At 66.5% G+C, this 19,385-nt stretch carries 20 protein-coding genes; all 20 read right to left on the bottom strand.

All coding sequences use genetic code 11. From position 1 onward, the window contains the following. Window positions 1-113: 113 nt before the first annotated feature. Window positions 114-866 carry a metalloprotease LoiP gene (loiP, locus tag AC1DT6_RS28785; protein WP_441634656.1) on the bottom strand — a complete coding sequence of 251 codons (753 nt, stop codon included), beginning with the start codon at window positions 864-866 and terminating at the stop codon, window positions 114-116. A 360-nt stretch (window positions 867-1,226) separates the two neighbouring features. Further along, entirely contained in the window at window positions 1,227-2,522 is a 1,296-nt protein-coding gene (aceA, locus tag AC1DT6_RS28780; protein ID WP_441634654.1) for an isocitrate lyase, read from the bottom strand. Between the two features lie 430 nt (window positions 2,523-2,952). Then, a complete protein-coding gene (locus tag AC1DT6_RS28775; protein ID WP_441634652.1) occupies window positions 2,953-3,372 on the bottom strand; it encodes a gamma-glutamylcyclotransferase family protein in 420 nt (139 codons plus the stop codon). Window positions 3,373-3,374: 2 nt separating this feature from the next. Further along, complete coding sequence (gene rraA / locus AC1DT6_RS28770; protein WP_477102495.1) at window positions 3,375-3,872, bottom strand: ribonuclease E activity regulator RraA; 498 nt, start codon at window positions 3,870-3,872, stop codon at window positions 3,375-3,377. A gap of 61 nt (window positions 3,873-3,933) precedes the next feature. Continuing rightward, the gene (locus AC1DT6_RS28765; protein ID WP_441634648.1) at window positions 3,934-5,676 is read right to left on the bottom strand and encodes a thiamine pyrophosphate-binding protein; all 1,743 of its coding nucleotides are present in this window, start codon (window positions 5,674-5,676) and stop codon (window positions 3,934-3,936) included. A gap of 91 nt (window positions 5,677-5,767) precedes the next feature. Next, entirely contained in the window at window positions 5,768-7,027 is a 1,260-nt protein-coding gene (locus AC1DT6_RS28760; RefSeq protein WP_441634646.1) for an MFS transporter, read from the bottom strand. 122 nt (window positions 7,028-7,149) lie between these two features. Then, window positions 7,150-7,980 (bottom strand): LytR/AlgR family response regulator transcription factor, encoded by an 831-nt coding sequence (locus AC1DT6_RS28755; protein WP_441634644.1) that lies wholly within the window; start codon window positions 7,978-7,980, stop codon window positions 7,150-7,152. Window positions 7,981-8,052: 72 nt separating this feature from the next. After that, a complete protein-coding gene (locus AC1DT6_RS28750; protein ID WP_441634683.1) occupies window positions 8,053-9,240 on the bottom strand; it encodes a sensor histidine kinase in 1,188 nt (395 codons plus the stop codon). A 115-nt stretch (window positions 9,241-9,355) separates the two neighbouring features. Further along, window positions 9,356-9,790, bottom strand: a complete 435-nt coding sequence (locus AC1DT6_RS28745; protein ID WP_441634642.1) for a terminase — start codon at window positions 9,788-9,790, stop codon at window positions 9,356-9,358. Beyond that, entirely contained in the window at window positions 9,787-9,993 is a 207-nt protein-coding gene (locus AC1DT6_RS28740; protein WP_441634641.1) for a LiaI-LiaF-like domain-containing protein, read from the bottom strand. The genes AC1DT6_RS28745 and AC1DT6_RS28740 overlap by 4 nt, the downstream gene beginning before the upstream one ends. 208 nt (window positions 9,994-10,201) lie before the next feature. Beyond that, on the bottom strand, window positions 10,202-11,149 hold the full coding sequence (locus AC1DT6_RS28735) for a CysB family HTH-type transcriptional regulator (RefSeq protein ID WP_477102493.1): 948 nt from the start codon (window positions 11,147-11,149) through the stop codon (window positions 10,202-10,204). Next, window positions 11,146-12,294 carry a sulfate/molybdate ABC transporter ATP-binding protein gene (locus AC1DT6_RS28730; protein WP_477102492.1) on the bottom strand — a complete coding sequence of 383 codons (1,149 nt, stop codon included), beginning with the start codon at window positions 12,292-12,294 and terminating at the stop codon, window positions 11,146-11,148. The genes AC1DT6_RS28735 and AC1DT6_RS28730 overlap by 4 nt, the downstream gene beginning before the upstream one ends. Further along, window positions 12,291-13,229 carry a sulfate ABC transporter permease subunit CysW gene (cysW, locus tag AC1DT6_RS28725; RefSeq protein WP_477102491.1) on the bottom strand — a complete coding sequence of 313 codons (939 nt, stop codon included), beginning with the start codon at window positions 13,227-13,229 and terminating at the stop codon, window positions 12,291-12,293. Before cysW ends, AC1DT6_RS28730 begins: the two co-directional genes overlap by 4 nt. A 1-nt stretch (window position 13,230) precedes the next feature. After that, the gene (gene cysT / locus AC1DT6_RS28720; protein WP_477115143.1) at window positions 13,231-14,175 is read right to left on the bottom strand and encodes a sulfate ABC transporter permease subunit CysT; all 945 of its coding nucleotides are present in this window, start codon (window positions 14,173-14,175) and stop codon (window positions 13,231-13,233) included. Between the two features lie 192 nt (window positions 14,176-14,367). Then, the gene (locus AC1DT6_RS28715; protein ID WP_441634633.1) at window positions 14,368-15,078 is read right to left on the bottom strand and encodes an RBBP9/YdeN family alpha/beta hydrolase; all 711 of its coding nucleotides are present in this window, start codon (window positions 15,076-15,078) and stop codon (window positions 14,368-14,370) included. After that, entirely contained in the window at window positions 15,075-15,992 is a 918-nt protein-coding gene (locus tag AC1DT6_RS28710) for an EAL domain-containing protein (protein ID WP_441634631.1), read from the bottom strand. The genes AC1DT6_RS28715 and AC1DT6_RS28710 overlap by 4 nt, the downstream gene beginning before the upstream one ends. Before the next feature lie 41 nt (window positions 15,993-16,033). Beyond that, window positions 16,034-16,249 (bottom strand): TOBE domain-containing protein, encoded by a 216-nt coding sequence (locus AC1DT6_RS28705; RefSeq protein ID WP_006161487.1) that lies wholly within the window; start codon window positions 16,247-16,249, stop codon window positions 16,034-16,036. A 241-nt stretch (window positions 16,250-16,490) separates the two neighbouring features. Next, window positions 16,491-17,366, bottom strand: coding sequence for an ATP-binding cassette domain-containing protein (locus tag AC1DT6_RS28700; RefSeq protein ID WP_477102490.1), 876 nt, complete (start codon window positions 17,364-17,366; stop codon window positions 16,491-16,493). A gap of 25 nt (window positions 17,367-17,391) precedes the next feature. Further along, window positions 17,392-18,201, bottom strand: a complete 810-nt coding sequence (ssuC, locus tag AC1DT6_RS28695; protein ID WP_276290180.1) for an aliphatic sulfonate ABC transporter permease SsuC — start codon at window positions 18,199-18,201, stop codon at window positions 17,392-17,394. A gap of 11 nt (window positions 18,202-18,212) precedes the next feature. After that, window positions 18,213-19,376 carry an FMNH2-dependent alkanesulfonate monooxygenase gene (gene ssuD, locus AC1DT6_RS28690; RefSeq protein ID WP_441633767.1) on the bottom strand — a complete coding sequence of 388 codons (1,164 nt, stop codon included), beginning with the start codon at window positions 19,374-19,376 and terminating at the stop codon, window positions 18,213-18,215. Between the last annotated feature and the right edge of the window lie 9 nt (window positions 19,377-19,385).

The following is a 19,385-nucleotide window of genomic DNA, read 5'->3' as shown; positions in this document are numbered from 1 at the left end:
CCGGCACGCGCCATGGCATGAGGCGGTGGAATTCAAAAAGGCTGGCTGCCCGTCGGGGCAGCCAGCCTTTTCATCCTTCCGTCCTTCCGTCTAACCGGCTGCGCCGGTTGAGATCAGCTGGCCGACTTGATGCGGTCTTCGATATGCTTGGCGCGGTCTTCCGAGCCAGGGTGCGACGAGAACATGCCCGACTTGCCGCCGTCCAGCTTGGCCAGCTTCTGGAACGCCGAGACCAGGCCGCGGGTATTGGCCTTATTCTTGGTCAGCAGGTCGTACGAGTAGTCGTCGGCGGCGCTCTCCTGCGTTTGCGAGAATTGCGCGTTGATCAGCTGCTCGCCCAGTTCGCCCAGTTGCGATGCCGACAAGGCAGCCACGGCGCCATTGCCGCTGGCGGCCAGCGCGCCGCGCGCCGCCATGGCGGCGTATGCCACCTGCATCTTGTTCTTGGTGTGGCCCAGGGCCACGTGACCCAGTTCGTGGCCAACCACGCCGCGCACTTCGTCGTCGGTCATCATGTCCATCAGGCCGCTGTACACGCGCACGCAGCCGTTTGCCATGGCCCAGGCGTTGACGTCCTTGGTCAGGTAGACCTTGGCATTGACGTTCGGCACGCCGGGCGACTGCAGGCCGGCCATGATCTTGGTCAGGCGCTTGGCGTAGTTGCTGCTGGGCGCAGCTATCTTGTTGGTGCTGTCGAGCTCGGCGCACGACTTGTCGGACATGGTCTTGACGTCGCCGTCGCTCAGGGAGGCCGCCTTGAACAGCGACGTGCCGGCACCCATCATGCCGTCGACATTGGTGCCGGCGCAGCCGACCAGAATGGCGGAAAGACCGGCGATGGCCGCCAGGGAGAGTTTGTGCTTCATGCTTGGTTTTCTTCTTGGAATGTGCACCGGCTGGATTGCCGCCAGTGATCTTTATGGATATGCGCCGGTGACTAACCGGCAACCCTGCTGTGTGCCTCTTTTGACACACGGGTGGAATCATATCGCTGAAATCATTCCAAGTGAACGACAAATGTCTGAATCGCTACAGTCACAATTTTTGACATTTCTCACTCATCGACCCCGACTCCCCTGCCGGTCCGGGCATCGGCCAGGCGCCAGAAAGCAAAAAACCGCGCCGTCCCTGAGAGAGACACGGCGCGGCGCCTAAATGAAGGGCGTGATGGTCGCACGCCCTCCAGGTGACCAGCTATTGATCTGCAGATCCGAAGATCCGAAACATCAGGCCACTTTCTTGTCGTCGAAGAACTGTTCGTCTTCGGTCGAACCCTTGAGCGCGGTAGTCGACGACTGGCCGCCTTCGATGGTCTGGGTCACTGCGTCGAAGTAGCCGGTGCCGACTTCGCGCTGGTGCTTGACGGCGGTGAAGCCCTTCTCGGCCGCCTTGAACTCGTTTTCCTGCAGTTCGACGAAGGCGGTCATCTGGTTGCGGGCATAGCCGTAGGCCAGGTTGAACATCGAGTAGTTCAGCGAGTGGAAGCCAGCCAGCGTGATGAACTGGAACTTGTAGCCCATGGCGCCCAGTTCCTTCTGGAACTTGGCGATGGTGGCGTCGTCCAGGTTCTTCTTCCAGTTGAACGACGGCGAGCAGTTGTAGGCCAGCAGCTTGCCAGGGAACTTGGCGTGGACGGCTTCGGCAAACTTCTTGGCGAATTCCAGGTCCGGCTTGCCGGTTTCGCACCACACCAGGTCGGCCACTTCCGCGTAGGCCAGGGCGCGGGAGATCGATTGCTCGATGCCGGGCTTGGTGCGGTAGAAGCCTTCCACCGTGCGCTCACCGGTGCAGAACGGGCGATCGCGCTCGTCCACGTCGGAAGTCAGCAGGTCGGCGGCTTCAGCGTCGGTACGGGCGATCACCAGGGTCGGYACGCCGGACACGTCGGCAGCCAGGCGSGCGGCGGTCAGCTTGGCSACMGCTTCACGCGTCGGCACCAGCACCTTGCCACCCATGTGGCCGCACTTCTTGACCGAAGCCAGCTGGTCTTCGAAGTGAACGCCGGCTGCGCCCGCGTCGATCATGGACTTCATCAGTTCGAAGGCGTTCAGCACGCCGCCGAAACCGGCTTCGGCATCGGCCACGATGGGCGCGAAGTAGTCGGTGTCGCCCTTGCCTTCGCTCCACTGGATCTGGTCGGCGCGCTGGAAGGTGTTGTTGATGCGGCGGACCACTTGCGGCACCGAGTTGGCCGGGTACAGCGACTGGTCGGGATACATTTCGCCGGCCAGGTTGGCGTCGCCAGCGACTTGCCAGCCCGACAGGTAGATGGCCTTGAGGCCAGCCTTGACCTGTTGCATGGCCTGGTTGCCCGTCAGCGCGCCCAGCGTATTGACGAACGGTTCGGTGTTAAGCAGGTGCCACAGCTTTTCGGCACCGCGGCGGGCCAGGGTATGCTCGATCTGCACGGAGCCGCGCAGGCGCACAACGTCATCGGCGGTGTAGTGACGCGCGACGCCCTTCCAGCGGGGGTTGGTATCCCATTCTGTTTGCAGGTTCTTTGCTTCGGTTTCGCGGGACATTTCACTCTCCTAGTGATGATGACGGGTATGGCATAAGCAACTTGCGACAGGCTTGCCGGACCACGGTGCCGAGCTTGCCGACCGGTGCGCTTGGGGGGACGGTTTGGAGGCCAGGTCCTGCTGCCTCGCCACCCCTGTTTTTCACGCCTCAGGTCATGTGTCTTATATAAGAGTGTAGGGAAACGTCCCGCGTCGCAACAGCACGGAATGCAGTCGCTGCTGAGTTTTTTTACTGTTTTAAATCAATAACTTACGAAACATATTTCACGATACGGCAAACGGTTCTCCATCATGAGAAACGGCAGTTGTGCTTCGCATCTACATTTTTTGCCGCGCAAAACATCTTTCCGCATTGTGAAAAACAAACGGCCGGCAGTGCCGGCCGCGATGCTGCTCAAGGAGGAACGCATCCAGCACCCCCCGTGCGGTCCTACGCAGGCGGATTTGCCTCGCGCTCACGCCGGTAGGCCACCCAGTCACCGGAGGCAATGCGCGGCAAACCCGCCACCGCGTCCTCCCCCACCGGGTACAGCAGGCAGCGTACGGCCTGGTCGCCAGCCGTCACCACCTGCTCCTCGCGAACGAACAGCGTGGCCTGGCCCGGATAAACCTCTTCGATTTCATCGAGCACCGGCACCAGGGCGGCATCCACCTCGTACAAATCGCCAGCCACGCCGGGGGCGCCGGCATCCAGCACCAGGCCGGGATAGGTGCCGAAGTCATAGAGCCGGCCCGGCACGGTGGCGCAGCCGAGCAGGCGCGGCGCGGCAATGCCGTGCTTGCGCGCGGCCGCGTTGAGGTCGTTGACTTCGCCCGCGCGCAGGGTGCCGTAGACAAATACCACCGGCATGCTCAGCCCTCCAGCTTGCTGTCCGCCACCAGCACGCCATCGGCGTCGGCATAGATCCAGTTGCCGGGCCGCACCACGGCGCCGGGCATCTGCACCGTGACCTCGCGCTCGCCCACATTGCGCTTCTGGCTTTTCTGCGGATGCAGTGCCAGGGCGCGCACGCCGATATCGCAGACCGCAAGCTCAGCGCTATCGCGCACGCAGCCATTGACGATGATGCCGGCCCAACCGTTTTTCTCGGCCAGCACGCCAAGGTTGCCGCCCACCAGCGCGCAGCGCAGCGAGCCGCCGCCATCCACCACCAGCACGCGGCCGTTGCCGGGCGACTCGACCGCTTCGCGCACCAGCGAATTGTCCTCGAACAGCTTCAGCGTGGCAGCCGGGCCGGAAAACGCGGCGCGTTTGCCGAAATGGTGGAATACCGGCGCCAGCACGCGCAGCGAACCGTCGGCCAGCCGTGCCTCATTGGCGTCGCAGAGATCGGTGGTAGCAAAGCTCATGAAGAACTCCCAAATCAGAAAGGTGGAAAGAACACGTTAGACGAGGCGATGGCGGCCTGCCTCAGGACGCGCCCCGCGCGGCCAGCGCCTGGTCGCGAATGGCCTGCAGCGTGGTGCGCGGCGTGATCTGTTCCGGATCGATGCGGATCTCGATCAGGCTGGCAACCGGTGCGGCCAGCGCCTCGCGCAATGCCGGCTCGAACGCTTCGTTGCGGGTCACGACGGCGCCACGCGCGCCATATGCCCGCGCCAGCGCGGCGAAATCCGGGTTGTGCAGTTCGGTGCCGCTCACATGGCCGGGATACTCACGCTCCTGGTGCATGCGGATGGTGCCGTACATGCCATTGTTGACGACGATGATGATCACGGCCGCCCCGTACTGCATCGCGGTGGCAAGTTCCTGGCCATTCATCAGGAAGCAGCCATCCCCGGCCAGCGCCACCACCGTGCGCCCTGGAAAGGCGATCTTGGCGCCCACTGCCGCGGGCACCCCGTAGCCCATGGCGCCGCTGGTCGGCGCAAGCTGGCCGCGGCCGCCGCCGGCAAAAGGGCGATAGCGGAAATAGCGGTGCAGCCAGCTAGCGTAGTTGCCCGCGCCGTTGGTCACAACGGCATCGGCCGGCAGCACGGTATCCAGCGTGCGCACGATGGCGGCCATGTCCACGCCCTGCCCGGTATAGGTCGGCGGTGCCAGGTAGGCTTCGTAACCGGCGTGCGCTGCGGCGGTCCATGCCTGCCAGCGCGGCGTGGCGGGGGCATCGAGCTGGGCCAGCCGTTTCGCGATGGCCGGCATCGAGGCCTGCACCATCAGGTCGGCCTGGTAGACGCTGCCCAGTTCCTCGGCGCCCGCATGGACATGGATCAGGGCCTGCGCCGGCCGCGGCGCGGCCAGCAGCGCATAGCCCCCGGTGGTCATCTCGCCCAGCCTCGGGCCGATGGCAAGCACCAGGTCGGCAGCGCGGATGCGTTCGGCCAGTTGCGGGTTGATGCCGATACCGACATCGCCCGCATAGCTGGCGTGGCGGCTGTCGAACAGGTCCTGGAAGCGAAAGGCGCAGCCCACCGGCAACTGGAAGCGTCCGGCAAAATGCTGCAGGTCCTGGCAGGCCTCGGGCGTCCAGCCGCTGCCGCCGGCAATCACGAAAGGCCGCTCGGCGCTGCCCAGCATACTGGCAAGGCGGGCCAGATCGCCCTCGCCCGGCCAACTCATGACGCGCTGGTAGTGCGCCAGCTGCGTTACGGCAACCTGCTGGGTCAGCATGTCCTCCGGCAGCGCCAGGACCACGGGGCCGGGCCTGCCCGAGGTAGCGGTCTGGTAGGCGCGGGCGATGTATTCGGGAATCCGCTCGGCCCGCTCGATCTGCGCCACCCACTTGGCCATCTGGCCGAACATGCGGCGGTAGTCGATCTCCTGGAAGGCCTCGCGATCGGCAAAATCGCTGCCGACCTGGCCGATGAAGAGAATCATCGGCGTGGAATCCTGGTACGCCGTATGGACGCCGATGCTGGCATTGGTGGCGCCGGGGCCGCGCGTGCAGAACGCCAGGCCGGGCTGCCCGGTCAGCTTGCCGTAGGCTTCGGCCATGACCGCCGCGCCCCCTTCCTGCCGGCAGATCACGAAGCGCAGGCGGTCGCGCCGCGCGTGGAAGCCATCGAGCACCGCCAGATAGCTCTCGCCGGGAACGCCGAAGGCCAGTTCGGCGCCGTGCGCCAGCAGCGCATCGACCAGGATATGGCCGCCCGGCTGGAGCGGCGGTGCCCCGTCGGGGGCGGCATGGGACGGCGTGGCGGCAGGATTGACCATGGGCAGTGGACAAGTTGATGGTTCCGTGCGGAACCGTGGATCAGGAATTTGGTATCAGCACAGGGCGTGGGCAGTCCGGGCCGGCAGCGTGTCAGCTGGCGGCCGCGCGGTTGCCCCCCGCATCACGGCGCGAGCGGTTGCCATTGCCTACCGTGACGGCGGTGAAGATCGCCAGCATCTGGAAAGCGCCGATCATGAAGAAGACCCAGCTCGGCCAGTGCGCATCCATCAGCATGCCGAAGAACAGCGGTCCGCTGGCCAGCCCGATATCCAGCCCGGAGTAGACCACGCCATAGACTCGCCCGGTGGCCCCGGCCGGCGCGGCGGCGCGCACCAGCAGATCGCGCGAAGGCCCGGCCGTACCGGCGCCGAAGCCGATCACGCCCATCAGCACCGGCACCATCACGGCCGGCAGCACGCCCAGCCCCACCACGATGGCGACAAGGCCCGACAGCGTGAAGCTCATCGCAATCAGGCGGTCGTGGTTGCTGGTGCGTCCCGCGGCGAAGCCGCCCACGATCATGCCGCCGGCGCTGCACAGCATGTAGACGGTGTAGGACGCCGTGGCCAGCGTCAGCGGCATGCCGTAGAGCTGGGTCAGTGCGGTCGGCGCGAAACTCTGGATGCCGGAGAACGAAAAGGTAGTGACCAGGAAGAAGGCCCAGCAGATCCACACCTGCGGCAACTTGAGAAACGCCAGCATGCTGCCGCCCGCCTTGGCCGCGGCCGGCCTGGGCGCCGCGCCGGCGGTGCCGCGCGGGTCGAGCACGTGCCGGAAGGCCAGCAGCACCGCCAGCACGCCGAAGGCCACGGCCGAAGCGCAGGCGAGCGCGGTGCGCCAGGTGCTGAACTCGGCAATGGTCACCAGGAAGATCGGCGCGGCGGCCCAGCCAAGGTTGCCCGAGATGCCGTGCACCGAGAACGCATGGCCCAGCCGCGGCTGCGACACATGTTTATTGAGCAAGGTGAAATCGGCGGGATGGAACACGCCATTGCCGATCCCCGCCACGCCGGCGCCAAGCAGCAGCATCGCGTAGCTGGGGCTGACCGACAGCAGCAGGGCCGCCGTGCCCAGCAGCCCAAGGCCGCCGAACAGCACCGGCTTGGCACCGAAGCGGTCGACCACGAAGCCAGACGCAGTCTGCACCACGGCCGAGACGGCGAAGAACACCGTCATCAGCAAACCCAGTTCGGCATAGCTCAGGCCAAACTCGGCCTTGATCCATGGGAACAGGGGCGCCAGCAGCAGGTGGAAAAAGTGGGAAACGCCGTGGGCCAGCCCGACCAGGCCAATGACCTGGGCATCGTGGCGCAACGGATTGCGAATGGGATCGAGAGCGGCGGCAGTCATCGGGCGTATCGTGCTGAACCTGGCGCGCCGGCCACTGCTGCCTGGCCCGGTCACGGACCAGGGGCGCGCTGCGAATATCGCATCATAGAGTAAAACCGCCCTCGGCAGGGGTGCCCTGCCCGCTACATCTGCTTGAACAGGTAGGCGTACTGGCGCGCCACCGGCAAGGTCTCCGCGCGATTGCGCAGCTTGAGCGCGAGCCGGCCGAGCGACTGGTTCACGGCACTGGCCACGCAGTCGATATTCACCACCGTGCCGCGATGGATCTGCCAGAAGCGTTCCGGATCGAGTTGCTGCGACAGTTCGCGCAGGCTGGTGCGGATCAGCGCTTCCCCGCTGGCGGACACGACGTTGACGTACTTGTCGGTCGCCTCTAGGTAGATCACTTCATCCACCGGGATGATGCGGATTTCCTGCCCGACCAGCGCCTTGATGAACCGCAGGTAGCCATGCTGGGGCGAACCCGCCGGGGCCTGCTGCGCTGGCGCGCCACCGGGCTCCAGGGTCTCGAGGCGGGCCAGCAACTGCGCCAGGCGATCGGTGTCGAGCGCGGAGCCGCCCTCCTCGCTCGCCTGCGCATGGGCCGCCAGCCTTGCCTTGAGGCGGTGCACAGTGGCCTCCAGCCGGTCGGGCTGCACGGGCTTGAGCACGTAGTCGACCGCCTCGCGCTCGAATGCTTCCAGCGCGAACTGGTCGTACGCCGTGACGAACACCACCAGGGGCGGCGGATCGAACGCCATCAGCTCGCGCGCCACGTCCATGCCGCTCATGCCCGGCATGCGGATATCGAGAAACGCAACCTGGGGCGCGTGCTGCCGGGCCGCCTCCAGCGCGGATACGCCGTCGTGCACCACGGAGACGATCTGCGCCTCGGGCCAGAGACTGGACAATTCGGCATGCAAGGCGCGCGCGAGCAGCGGCTCGTCGTCAGCGATCAACAAGGTCGGGGACATGGAAGCGGCAGTAATGAAGCGGATCGTTCGGAACGGCGGTTGAGACCGGGGCGGCTGTGGCAGTCAGCCGCCTCAGGGATGAGAAACGCCATGCGCGGCACGGGTAACGGGGGCCATCCCGAGTCCGGCAGGGGCGCTGGCCGGCGCCGGCGCTGGCGCCGGCACGGGCACTGGCGCCGCCAGCCGCACGACGGGCAAGGTCAGCCGGACGATCACGCCGCGCGGCGTGTTTTCTTCCATCTGCATGCTGGCCGACGCCCCGAAAATACGCGCCAGCCGCTCGCGCACATGGGTCAGGCCCAGGCCGGAGCCCTTGGTCACGGCATGCCCGAACCCCACCCCGGTATCCTGGATCACCACCTGTACCGCGTTCTCGCCCTGCGCGCGCGCCGACAGCACGATGCTGCCGCCACGCATGCATGGCTCGATGCCGTGGGTGACCGCGTTCTCCACCAGCGGCTGGATCAGCATGGGCGGGATCTCCACTTCCGCCAGCTCGGGCGGCAGTTCGATCTGATAGCTCAGGCGCGTGCCGAAACGCAGGGCCTGGATGTCGAGATAGCTGCGCAGCAACTCGAACTCCTGGCGCAGCGTGCATTGCTCGGCGCGCGTATGCGACAGCGACATGCGCAGGAAGCCGATCAGCCGCTGCAGCAGCCGCCGGGCGGCCTGCTGGTCGGTGGCGATCAGGCAATCCAGGTTGGCCAGGGAGTTGAACAGGAAGTGCGGCTCGATCTGTGCCTGCAAGGCCATGAGCTGCGCGCGCACCAGTTGCTTTTCCGCCTCCTCGCGCTGCAGGGCGTCGAGCGCGGCCTGCCGTTCCAGGTGGGCGAGCTTCTCCCGGGACCAGTAGAAATAGATCATGCTGGCCGAAGCGAGCATGCCGACCACCAGGCACATGCGCAGCGTGTCGGCGGCTTCCTCGAAGGACTTCGCCGGCTCGTTAAGGAGGATGCGCGTCGCCCAGCTGCCCATGATCACGCCAAGCGGCACGGCAATGGCGGTCAGGCACAGGAAGGGCCAGCGCCTGGGCCGCTCGTTCCACCAGATCAGCACGCGGGCGACATCGATCAGCAGCCAGATCGACAGGCCGATCAGGTGGCTATAGACGAAGTTGTGCCACAACGAGCCACCGGTACGGAAGCCATAGTTGAGGCTGACGGCGATCAAGGTGTTGATGCACAGCACGAACAACAGGTCGCGTGCGAGGATCGAGATCCGGGAAGGAATGGCGGCGGGGCAGCGATCTAGCCGATCCAGCGATTTCATGTGGGCAAGGCCTCCCTGCGCGACGGGGAAAATGGCGCCGGTCCTGCCGGCGCTACCGCAGCCGCAGGACAAGTCGGGGATGACTGATCGCTATTGTAATAGCCGCTCATAAGCTCTGGCACCCTTTGCCCGGCCCGCATGTACGCTGGGCCACCTTGCCGCCGGCTTCGCTACCGTCATCGCCGGCCGCACGGCCATGCAACGCGGCCCACCATTGGCCCGACAGGACAAAGCGCGGAAACGTGATCCACTGCTCGGCCAGGATGCGCAACGCGATATCGAGCGGGCCGGCGAACGGTTCGGGCCTGACAGCCTCAAGCCGGTGGGCGCGGCCTTGCAGCATCATGGACAAGGCCATGCACAGCACGCCAAGCGCCACCGCCGGGACGGAAAGCGCCAGCGCGCCGTAGACGAACAGCACATTGCCGGCCATGAACATCGGCACGGCGACGATGTGCAGCAGCAAGCTGCGCGGGTGATTGTGATTGCGGGCGTAGCCGCGCCACTGCCAGCGCAGCAGCCCTTCCGGGCGCGCGCTCATTGCTCCGGCCCGCGCCGGTCGACACGGCGCCAGGCGAAACGGCGCACGAGCAGGATCGCACCTATGGCGATCAACAGCACCGGCCATCCTTCGCGCACGATATGGGCGGGCAGGATGCCGCTGTTCTGCGCCAGAAAGATCGCGCCCAGCGCAATCAGGATGATCGGGACAATCAGCCCCCTGCCGCTACGGCCTCGTTTCATTGCCCTCTCCTCGTGCGGGACTCGCGCACCGTCGATAGTGCGGTGCATCATCGCCATGTGACGGCATGTGTATTCCGCCACGGACTGTAGCGACTTTACGCCGACAAAGTACGCGACGGAAGTGGCGTGCGACGAATGGAGAGCGGACGGCGCGAAACGCGGGGATGCGGCGCCACCGGCACCGCGGGGCCCCGTGTCCCCGAGGTCTTCAGGCCTCGACCACCTGCACGCCCGCGGGTTCGGACAGGGCGCTGGTGAGGGTGTCGCGCGACAGATGCGGCGCGAACATGTTGATAAAGGCATGGGCGTAGCCACGCAGGTAGGCCCCGCGCCGCACCGCCACGCTGGTGGTATTCGGCTCGAACAGGTGGTCGGCCGCAATCCGCACCAGGCCGGCGTCCTTGCGCTCGTCGTAGGCCATCGAGGCAACGATGCCCACGCCCAGGTCCAGTTCCGCGTAGGTCTTGATCACGTCCGCGTCCATGGCGGTGAGCACGATCTCCGGCTGCAGGCCGGCGGCCGCAAAGGCGCCGTCGATCTTGCGGCGCCCGGTGAAGCCGGCGTCATAGGTAATGATCGGGAAGCCGGCGATATCCTCCAGCGTCGGCTCCGGCAGGTGCGTCAGCGGGTGGTCCGGCGATACCACCAGGACATGCCGCCAGGTATAAGCCTCGAAGGAAGTCAGGCCCGCCTCGCTGGCCACCGCCTCGGTGGCGATGCCGATATCGGCCTGGCCGGTCAGCAGCAATTCGACAATGTGCGCCGGCGAGGCTTCCTGCAACGCCAGCGTCACATGCGGATAGGCGCGGCGGAAGCTCTGCACCACCTTGGGCAAGGCGTAGCGGGCCTGGGTGTGGGTCGTGGCCACCGTCAGGCGGCCGGTATGCCGGCCGGCGAATTCGTCCCCGGCCTGGCGCAGGTTCTCCGCCTCGAGCAGCAGCCGCTCGACGATGCGCACGATTTCGCGGCCGGGCTCGGTCAGGCCGGTCAGGCGCTTGCCATAGCGCTCGAAGATCTCGACCCCGAGTTCTTCCTCCAGCTCGCGGATCTGGCGCGACACGCCGGGCTGCGAGGTGTAGAGGGCATTGGCAACCTCGGTCAGGTTGAACTGGCGGCGAACCGCCTCGCGGATCGAACGCAGTTGCTGGAAATTCATAGTGCGGCTCCCGCCGGGGCAGCATTGGCCCTGGCTTGTGATTGTGTTGGTGTATTTGCCTGTGCTGCGGGTTGAGGCTGGACGAAGACACGCAACTGGCGCGGCCGCACCGCCAGCAGCTCGCCTTCGCGGAAGCCCTGGTGGCGGAAGCGTTCGAGAGGCAGCGCCACTTCAATCACTTCCTGGGTGTCTTCGCGCTCCAGTTCGAGCTGGGCCACGGGGCCCAGCGTCAGCGCGCGGCGCAGCGTCACGGCGATGCCGTCGGCGCCGGGCGCGTAGCGTTCCAGGTCGAGATCGTGCGGGCGGACATAGGCCACGGCATCGCCGGCGGTTTCATGGCCGCTGCCGATGACAGGCAGGATCGAATCGCCGGTGTGCAGCAAGCCGCCCCGCTCGCCCACTTCCAGCCGGCCGTGGAACAGGTTGACGTTGCCGAGGAAGCCGAACACGAAGGGCGTGGCCGGATGGTTGTAGACCGCCTCCGGCGTGCCCGCCTGCTCGACGTGGCCGCGATTCATCAGCACGACCTGGTCGGCGACTTCCAGCGCCTCTTCCTGGTCGTGGGTGACGAATACGCTGGTCACGTGCAGTTCGTCATGCAGGCGCCGCAGCCAGCGGCGCAGTTCCTTGCGCACCTTGGCGTCGAGCGCACCGAAAGGCTCGTCGAGCAGCAGCACGCGCGGTTCCACGGCCAGCGCGCGGGCCAGCGCGATGCGCTGGCGCTGCCCGCCGGACAACTGCGGCGGATAGCGGTCGGCCAGCCAGTCGAGCTGCACCAGCTCCAGCAGCGAGCGCACCTTCTCCCGGATCTGCGCCTCGCTCGGCCGTTCGGCGCGCGGCTTCACGCGCAGGCCGAAGGCCACGTTCTCGAACACCGTCATATGCTTGAACAGTGCGTAGTGCTGGAACACAAAGCCGACCTGGCGCTGGCGCACATGCTGGTGCGAGGCATCGCGCCCTTCCAGCAGGATCTGGCCATCGTCCGCCCGTTCAAGACCTGCGATGATGCGCAGCAAGGTAGTCTTGCCGCAGCCAGAGGGCCCCAGCAGCGCCGTCAGCTGGCCTTCGTCGAAATCGAGCGTGACATCGTCCAGCGCGACGAAATTACCGAAGCGCTTCTGCACATTCTTGACCTGGATGCTCATGATGCCTGTCCTTGCAATTTGCCAGCGACCGGATTCTCGGGCGCAAAATTGTCGTCTTCCCTGTGCTCGCCGCGCGCCCGGTATTCCACCAGCGTCTTGATACCGAGCGTGACCAGGGCCAGCAGCGTCAGCAGCGACGCCACCGCGAAGGCTGCCGCGAAGTTGTACTCGTTGTAGAGGATCTCCACGTGCAGCGGCATGGTGTTGGTAAGCCCGCGGATATGGCCCGATACCACCGAGACCGCGCCGAACTCGCCCATGGCCCGCGCATTGCACAGGATCACGCCATACAGCAGGCCCCAGCGGATATTGGGCAGCGTGATGCGGCGGAAAGTCTGCCAGCCGGAGGCGCCCAGCACGATGGCGGCCTCTTCTTCCTCGCTGCCCTGCGCCTGCATCAGCGGAATCAGCTCGCGTGCGACAAAGGGAAAGGTGACGAAGATGGTGGCCAGCACGATGCCCGGCACCGCGAACATGATCTTGATATCGTGTGCCTCCAGCCACGGACCCAGCCAGCCCTGCGCGCCGAACAGCAGCACATAGACCAGGCCGGAGATCACCGGCGACACCGAGAACGGCAGGTCGATCAGCGTGATCAGCAGGTTCTTGCCGCGGAAATCGAACTTGGCGATGGCCCACGCCGCCGCCACGCCGAACACCACGTTGAGCGGCACTGCGATGGCCGCCACCAGCAGCGTGAGCTGGATCGCGGCCACGGCATCGGGCTCGACCAGCGAATCGAAATAAGTCTGCACGCCCTTGCGCAGCGCTTCGTAAAAGACCGAAGCCAGCGGAATAAACAGGAACAGCGCGAGGAACAGCACCGCAACGGTAATCAAGGTGTAACGCACCCACGGCGCTTCGCCCGTGGCATCCCGAAAACGCGCGGCGGGGGCGGAACGGCCGCCCAGGCCCTGGGTAACAACGCCGGCCATTTCAGTTCTCCTTGCCCGGCGCCACGGAGGCGCGCACGGCCTGATGGTGGCGGCGCGTCCACGCTTGCAGCAGGTTGATCAGCAGCAACAGGGCAAAGGAGATCACCAGCATCACCACCGCCACCGCGGTGGCGCCCGCGTAGTCGTATTGTTCCAGCTTGGAATAAATCATCAGCGGCGCGATCTCGGAGATCATCGGCATGTTGCCGGAGATAAACACCACCGAACCGTACTCGCCTGTGGCCCGTGCGAACGACAGCGCAAACCCGGTCAGCAGCGCCGGCAGGATGGTCGGCAGGATCACGCGGAGAAACGTCTGCAGACGGGTGGCGCCCAGGCTGGCGGCGGCCTCCTCCAGCTCCTGCTMGGCATCCTCCAGCACCGGCTGCACCGTGCGCACCACAAAGGGCAGCCCGATGAATGTCAACGCCACCACCACGCCCAGCGGCGTGAAGGCGACCTTGACGCCCAGCGGCTCCAGGTAGCGGCCGAGCCAGCCATTGCCGGCATACAGCGCGGTCAGCGCGATACCGGCCACCGCGGTGGGCAAGGCGAACGGCAGGTCCACCAGTGCGTCAACCAGGCGCTTGCCGGGAAAGCGGTAGCGCACCAGCACCCAGGCCACCACCAGTCCGAACACGGTATTCACGATGGCGGCGATCAGCGAGGCGCCAAAGCTGAGCTGCAGGGAAGCGACGACCCGCGGCGCGCTGATTGCGCTCCAGAAGGCCTCCCAGCTCATCGTAAAGGTCTTGAGGAAGGTGGCCGACAGCGGGATCAGAACGATCAGCGTCAGGTAGAACAGCGTGAACCCCAGCGAGAGGCCAAAGCCCGGCAGCACGGTAAAGCGCTGCTTGCTTGGCCTGGCGGGCGCGCGCTTGCGCGCCTGCGGGGCATCCGGCCTCGCCGGGGGCGGAGTGTCCGCCAGGGAAATCGAGGGTGGCATGTTGTCTCGTCTGTGCCGTCAGTGTCGCATTCACCACCCGGAGAAGGATTCAGGCGAAGGCTCGGGCCAGGAATCCGGGAAAACGGGGGGGCTTCTTTATGACGCCGGCGCATAACGCACCGGCCTACGAGACAAATTCTGCAGATCCCGCCTTATAAACAGAACGAATCTTTACGTATGTTCTTAGGCGTTTTAGATATAAGGGAACGTCGACGACACCTCGACACCCGTTTCCCAAGGCTCCGAGCGGTCGTCAGACGGTCCGGCGCTGCCGTCTGCTTCAATGCGCTGTATCAATGTGGCAAGCAAGCCCAGCCCTTCGGGCCACTGGTCCAGCCCGGAATCGGCATTGATGTGGCCTGCCAGGCCCGCGTCGTGCAGTTCGCTCCCCCAAAGCGTGCCCCAGCTGAAGGCAGTGCGCTGCTGCATCCAGGGATCGTTGCGGCTGGCGATGAGGATGGTGGGAAACGGCAGCCGGCGGGCCGGCAGCAATGCCGCCACGCCGAACTTGTCGGGGTCGGCCGGCGCCACCAGGAGGGCGCCCGCAATGCCCTCGGCGTCCAGCGCCGCCTGGCGCAAGGTGGCCAGGCAGCCGAAGCTGTGCGCCACCAGGATGGCCCCGCGCGATGCCACGCGCTGCGCCCGCATCACGCTTTCCGAGACGCGCTCGGCCCACAGCGGCAGGCTGGGGCGCGACCAGTCGTGCTGCTCCACGCGCTGCCAGTCCGGAAAGCGCTGTTCCCAGCGGCTCTGCCAGTGGCCCGGCCCGCTGCCGTGCAAGCCCGGCACCGTCAGGATCTGCAATCCCTTGGGCACCTTCAGCCGCACGTCGGCGGCGCGCCCGCCGGCGCCCGCCTGCCCGCCGCGCTGGTGCGGCGCGGCAGGCCTCTTCGTCTGCGTCATATCGGCTCCTTGCTGAACGCCATCGGGACGCGGCCGGATCCGTTCCGGGCCGCCCCGCCCTCGAATTCCTCATTGCCCGCGTCACCGCCGCCAGGCCCCGCTTGCGGCACGCGCAGGTCGCGCGCGCTCACGGCCGCGCCGGTGAAACTGCCCTGCCCCAGCACGATGCCGGCCGCCTGCAGCCGCTCGGCGTTCTCGGCATTCTCCAGCCGGCGCCCGATCAGGGTCACGCCGGCGCTGTCCGCGCTGGCCTGCAACCCGGCAAGCTGCCGGTCGGTCCAGTTGCGGCGCATGTCCAGCTTGAGCCATTCGGGCAAGGCATGCGCCATCAGCGCACCCGCCTCGGCGGGGTCAGATGCCTGCAGGCTGACGGCAAAGCCGTTGCGGCGATAGTTGCCCACCACATGCAGCAGCAGCGGCAGATCGTCGTTGGCGCTGGCCGGTACCTGGATCACGAACCGTTCGAGCGGCAGTCCCAGCGATTGCAGCGCGCGCCGGAAGGCCGAGCCATGATCGTCGGCCACCGCCGCCAGCAGCCGGTTATGCACATTGAGCACCAGCTTGCGCTCGCCATCGGCGGCGAAATAATTGATGGCGTGCACCAGCCGCGAGAGGCGGTCCAGCGACACCAGCGAGGCATCGTCCGCCGCCATCGCGAACAGCTTCCACGCCGCCAGGCCGACACCGTCGCCGGCATAGGTGCGCAGCGTGCCCTCGTGCGCCACCACGTCGTGGCTGGACAAGGTAATGAGCGGCTCGAAGGCACTGGTCAGCGAACAGTTGTAGAACTGGCCCTGCACCTGCCCACGCTCGTCTCGCCAAAGCTGACGATCGCTCTCGGGCCGGCGAGGCAGCCCTTCCAGGTAATGGGTGAGTGCCGCCAGTCCCGCGCCTGTTTCGTTCGCGCTTGCCATTGCCATTTCCTTTGCGTTGCGCTTGCGCCTCGGGCGAGGCTTCAAAGCTTGGCCAGGGACACCTCGGTAGCCTTCACCAGGGCAACGACTTCGCTGCCGATGGTGAGACCGAGATCCTTGACCGAGCGGGTGGTGATGACCGAGGTGACGATGCCGGCCGGCGTCTCGACGTCGACCTCCGAGACCACCGGGCCTTCGATGATGGCGGCTACCTTGCCGCGGAACTGGTTGCGTACGTTGATCGCCTGAATGCTCATGATAGAAGTTCCTTTGCGTGAGTGAAAATGAAGATTGCGTAAAACTTTGATTCAGCGCCTTGCGTGGTGAACCGCGATGAGTGACGTTGCACGCTCAAACTTGCCGCGGCTACGCCGCGGGTTGCACCGGGTTCATGCAATTGCGCCGGCATGACTGTTGCCTCAAACTTGTTTGCAACCTGGTTTGCAGTCTTGCCTTCTGCGTGATCCGCCTGCCTGCACTCGCTGATCCGGCCACTGGCTAGATCGCCCAGCGCACCGAATCGGCCGTGCGCGCAACCGACCAGTCCACCGCGGGCGCCAGTGCCTGGCCATACCCGACGGCGTCGGCCGCCACTGCCTCGTCGCGTTGCATGACCCGCCGCAGCACCGCATCCTCCAGTTGCGCGAAAGCGGCCGAGCCTCGCTGGCGCGGTCGTGGCAACGCCACGCGCTGGTCCAGCGCAATGCGCCCGTCTTCGATCAGCACCACGCGGTCGGCCAGCGCTACCGCCTCGGAAACATCGTGCGTAACCAGCAGCGCCGTAAAGCCCAGGCGTTGCCACAGCGACTCGATCAGCCCCTGCATCTCGATGCGCGTCAGCGCGTCGAGCGCGCCCAGCGGTTCGTCCAGCAACAACAGCCGCGGGTGATGCACCAGCGCGCGCGCCAGAGCGACGCGCTGGCGCTGCCCGCCCGACAGGCGCGCCGGCCATTCGCCCGCGCGCTCGGCCAGGCCGACCTGGCCCAGCACCCTGGCGGCATCGGCCAGCCTTGAGCGAGGCAGGCCCAGCGCCACGTTGTCCAGCACCTTCTTCCACGGCAGCAAGCGTGCGTCCTGGAACATCACACGGACCGCCTCGCGCTGCTTGCGGCCCGGGCCATCGTCAAGCGTCACGGCGCCGCCGTCGCTGTCTTCCAGGCCCGCCACCAGCCGCAGCAAGGTGCTCTTGCCGCAGCCGCTGCGGCCCACGATGGCGAGGAACTCGCCGGGGGCGGCCTGCAGGTCGATGCCGTGCAGCACCTCGCGCCCGCCGTAGCGCTTCACTACCTGCTGCACGCGCAGCGACAGTCCGTTGCCGGCTTTGCTCGCTGGCACGTCCGCCAGCGCAGCCTGTTCGATCGGGTTGCTTTGCATTTCGTGTTCTCCTTGGGCCGCGGGCTCAGTGCGCCTGGTAGCCGGGGTGCCAGCGCAGCCAGAAACGTTCCAGCCCGCGCGACAGCAAGTCAGCCAGCTTGCCCAGCAGCGCGTAGAGCAGGATGCCCACCAGCACCACATCGGTCTGCAGGAACTCGCGCGCATTCATGGTCATGTAGCCGATGCCCGACTGGGCCGATATGGTCTCGGCGACGATCAGGATCACCCACATCAGGCCGAGCGAGAAACGCACGCCGACCAGGATGTTGGGCAAGGCCCCCGGCAGGATCACCTCGCGGTAAAGGCGCCAGCCCGACAGGCCGTAGCTCTTCGCCATCTCGATCAGGCCCGGGTCGACCGAACGGATGCCGTGGTAGGTGTTCAGGTAGATCGGGAAGAACACGCCCAGCGCGACCAGGAACAGCTTGGCTGTCTCGTCGATGCCGAACCACAGGATCACCAGTGGAATCAGGGCCAGCGTGGGAATGTTGCGCACCATCTGCAAGGTGCTGTCGAGCAGCGTCGCGGCCGGCCGGAACGTGCCGGTGAGCAGCCCCAGCAACAGCCCGAAGCCGCCACCGATGGTGAAACCAAGCACGGCGCGCCAGCTGCTGACCCACACATGGCGCCACAGCTCGCCCGTGATGGCCAGGCCCCAGGCAGCCTTCACCACATCGAAGGGCGCGGGCAGGATGCGATTGGACAGCCAGCCGTACTGTGAAGCCAGCTGCCACACCACGATCAGCAGCACTGGCACAGCCCAGGGCGCGGCCGGGCCAAGCACCTTGTTCAGCCAGTCGGCGCGGCGCGGCGGGAGCGTGAGGGGAGCGGACATGTCGGCCTCCTTCAGCGCTGCGCCGCGCGCGGCACGATGCCGGTCGCCATGACTTCCCCGAAGGGCCCCGACAACACCTTGCCCGGCAGCTTGTCGCGCACGGAACGCGGCAGCAGCGGGAACACCAGTTCGGCGAAGCGGTAGGCTTCCTCCAGGTGCGGGTAGCCGGACAGCACGAACGTATCGATGCCCAACTCCGCATACTCCTGCATGCGCGCCGCCACGGTGTGCGGATCTCCCACCAGCGCGGTGCCCGCGCCGCTTCGCACCAGGCCCACGCCGGCCCACAGGTTCGGGCTGATCTCCAGCTCCGCGCGGCTGCGCTCGCCACCGCCGGCATGCAGCGCGGCCATGCGGCGCTGGCCTTCGGAATCCATCCTGGCGAACACGGCCTGCGCGCGCGCCACGGTATCGTCGTCGAGCTTGCTGATCAGCTTGCCGGCGGCGGCCCAGGCTTCGTCGTCGGTCTCGCGCACGATCACGTGCAGGCGGATGCCGAACCTGACCGAGCGCCCATGGCGCGCGGCGCGCTGGCGCACGTCGGCGATTTTCTTCGCCACCTCGGCGGGCGGTTCACCCCACGTCAGGTAGGTGTCCACCTGCTCGCCGGCCAGCTCATGCGCGGCATCCGAGGAGCCGCCGAAATACACCGGTGGATGCGGCCGTTGCAGCGGCGGGAACAGGACTTTGGCGCCCTTGACCCTGAGGTGCCTGCCTTCGTAGTCGAGTTCGGCGCTTTCATGGCTGGCGGCCAGCACCTCGCGCCAGATGCGGATGAACTCGGCCGAGGCTTCGTAGCGTTCGGCGTGGTTCAGGAACAGGCCGTCGCCCTCCAGTTCCGACGCGTCGCCACCGGTCACCAGGTTCACCAGCAAGCGGCCACCCGAGAGACGGTCGAAGGTCGCCGCCATGCGCGCGGCCAGCGTGGGCGCCATCAGGCCGGGGCGCACAGCCACCAGGAAGCGCAGGCGGCGGGTGACCGCGGCCAGCGTGGAGGCCACCACCCAGGGGTCCTCGCAGGAGCGCCCGGTGGGAATCAGCACACCTTCGTAGCCCAGCGTATCGGCGGCGGTGGCGATCTGCTTCAGGTAATCGAGATTGACCTCTCGCGCCCCTTCCGAGGTGCCGAGGTAGCGGCTGTCGCCGTGCGTTGGGATAAACCAGAAAACTTGCATGCCTTTGCC

Source organism: Cupriavidus sp. 01L45 (assembly GCF_056399885.1).
This window is presented reverse-complemented; position numbering and strand designations above follow the sequence as displayed.

Coding starts and splice junctions, on each gene's coding strand:
- AC1DT6_RS28755 (WP_441634644.1), bottom strand. CDS start 7,980: ATGTCCCCGACCTTGTTGATCGCTGACGACGAGCCGCTGCTCGCGCGC.
- AC1DT6_RS28740 (WP_441634641.1), bottom strand. CDS start 9,993: ATGAAACGAGGCCGTAGCGGCAGGGGGCTGATTGTCCCGATCATCCTG.
- AC1DT6_RS28705 (WP_006161487.1), bottom strand. CDS start 16,249: ATGAGCATTCAGGCGATCAACGTACGCAACCAGTTCCGCGGCAAGGTA.
- AC1DT6_RS28735 (WP_477102493.1), bottom strand. CDS start 11,149: ATGAATTTCCAGCAACTGCGTTCGATCCGCGAGGCGGTTCGCCGCCAG.
- AC1DT6_RS28760 (WP_441634646.1), bottom strand. CDS start 7,027: ATGACTGCCGCCGCTCTCGATCCCATTCGCAATCCGTTGCGCCACGAT.
- cysW (WP_477102491.1), bottom strand. CDS start 13,229: ATGGCCGGCGTTGTTACCCAGGGCCTGGGCGGCCGTTCCGCCCCCGCC.
- AC1DT6_RS28765 (WP_441634648.1), bottom strand. CDS start 5,676: ATGGTCAATCCTGCCGCCACGCCGTCCCATGCCGCCCCCGACGGGGCA.
- AC1DT6_RS28745 (WP_441634642.1), bottom strand. CDS start 9,790: ATGAGCGCGCGCCCGGAAGGGCTGCTGCGCTGGCAGTGGCGCGGCTAC.
- AC1DT6_RS28710 (WP_441634631.1), bottom strand. CDS start 15,992: ATGGCAAGCGCGAACGAAACAGGCGCGGGACTGGCGGCACTCACCCAT.
- AC1DT6_RS28715 (WP_441634633.1), bottom strand. CDS start 15,078: ATGACGCAGACGAAGAGGCCTGCCGCGCCGCACCAGCGCGGCGGGCAG.
- ssuD (WP_441633767.1), bottom strand. CDS start 19,376: ATGCAAGTTTTCTGGTTTATCCCAACGCACGGCGACAGCCGCTACCTC.
- loiP (WP_441634656.1), bottom strand. CDS start 866: ATGAAGCACAAACTCTCCCTGGCGGCCATCGCCGGTCTTTCCGCCATT.
- rraA (WP_477102495.1), bottom strand. CDS start 3,872: ATGAGCTTTGCTACCACCGATCTCTGCGACGCCAATGAGGCACGGCTG.
- AC1DT6_RS28730 (WP_477102492.1), bottom strand. CDS start 12,294: ATGAGCATCCAGGTCAAGAATGTGCAGAAGCGCTTCGGTAATTTCGTC.
- ssuC (WP_276290180.1), bottom strand. CDS start 18,201: ATGTCCGCTCCCCTCACGCTCCCGCCGCGCCGCGCCGACTGGCTGAAC.
- AC1DT6_RS28775 (WP_441634652.1), bottom strand. CDS start 3,372: ATGCCGGTGGTATTTGTCTACGGCACCCTGCGCGCGGGCGAAGTCAAC.
- AC1DT6_RS28700 (WP_477102490.1), bottom strand. CDS start 17,366: ATGCAAAGCAACCCGATCGAACAGGCTGCGCTGGCGGACGTGCCAGCG.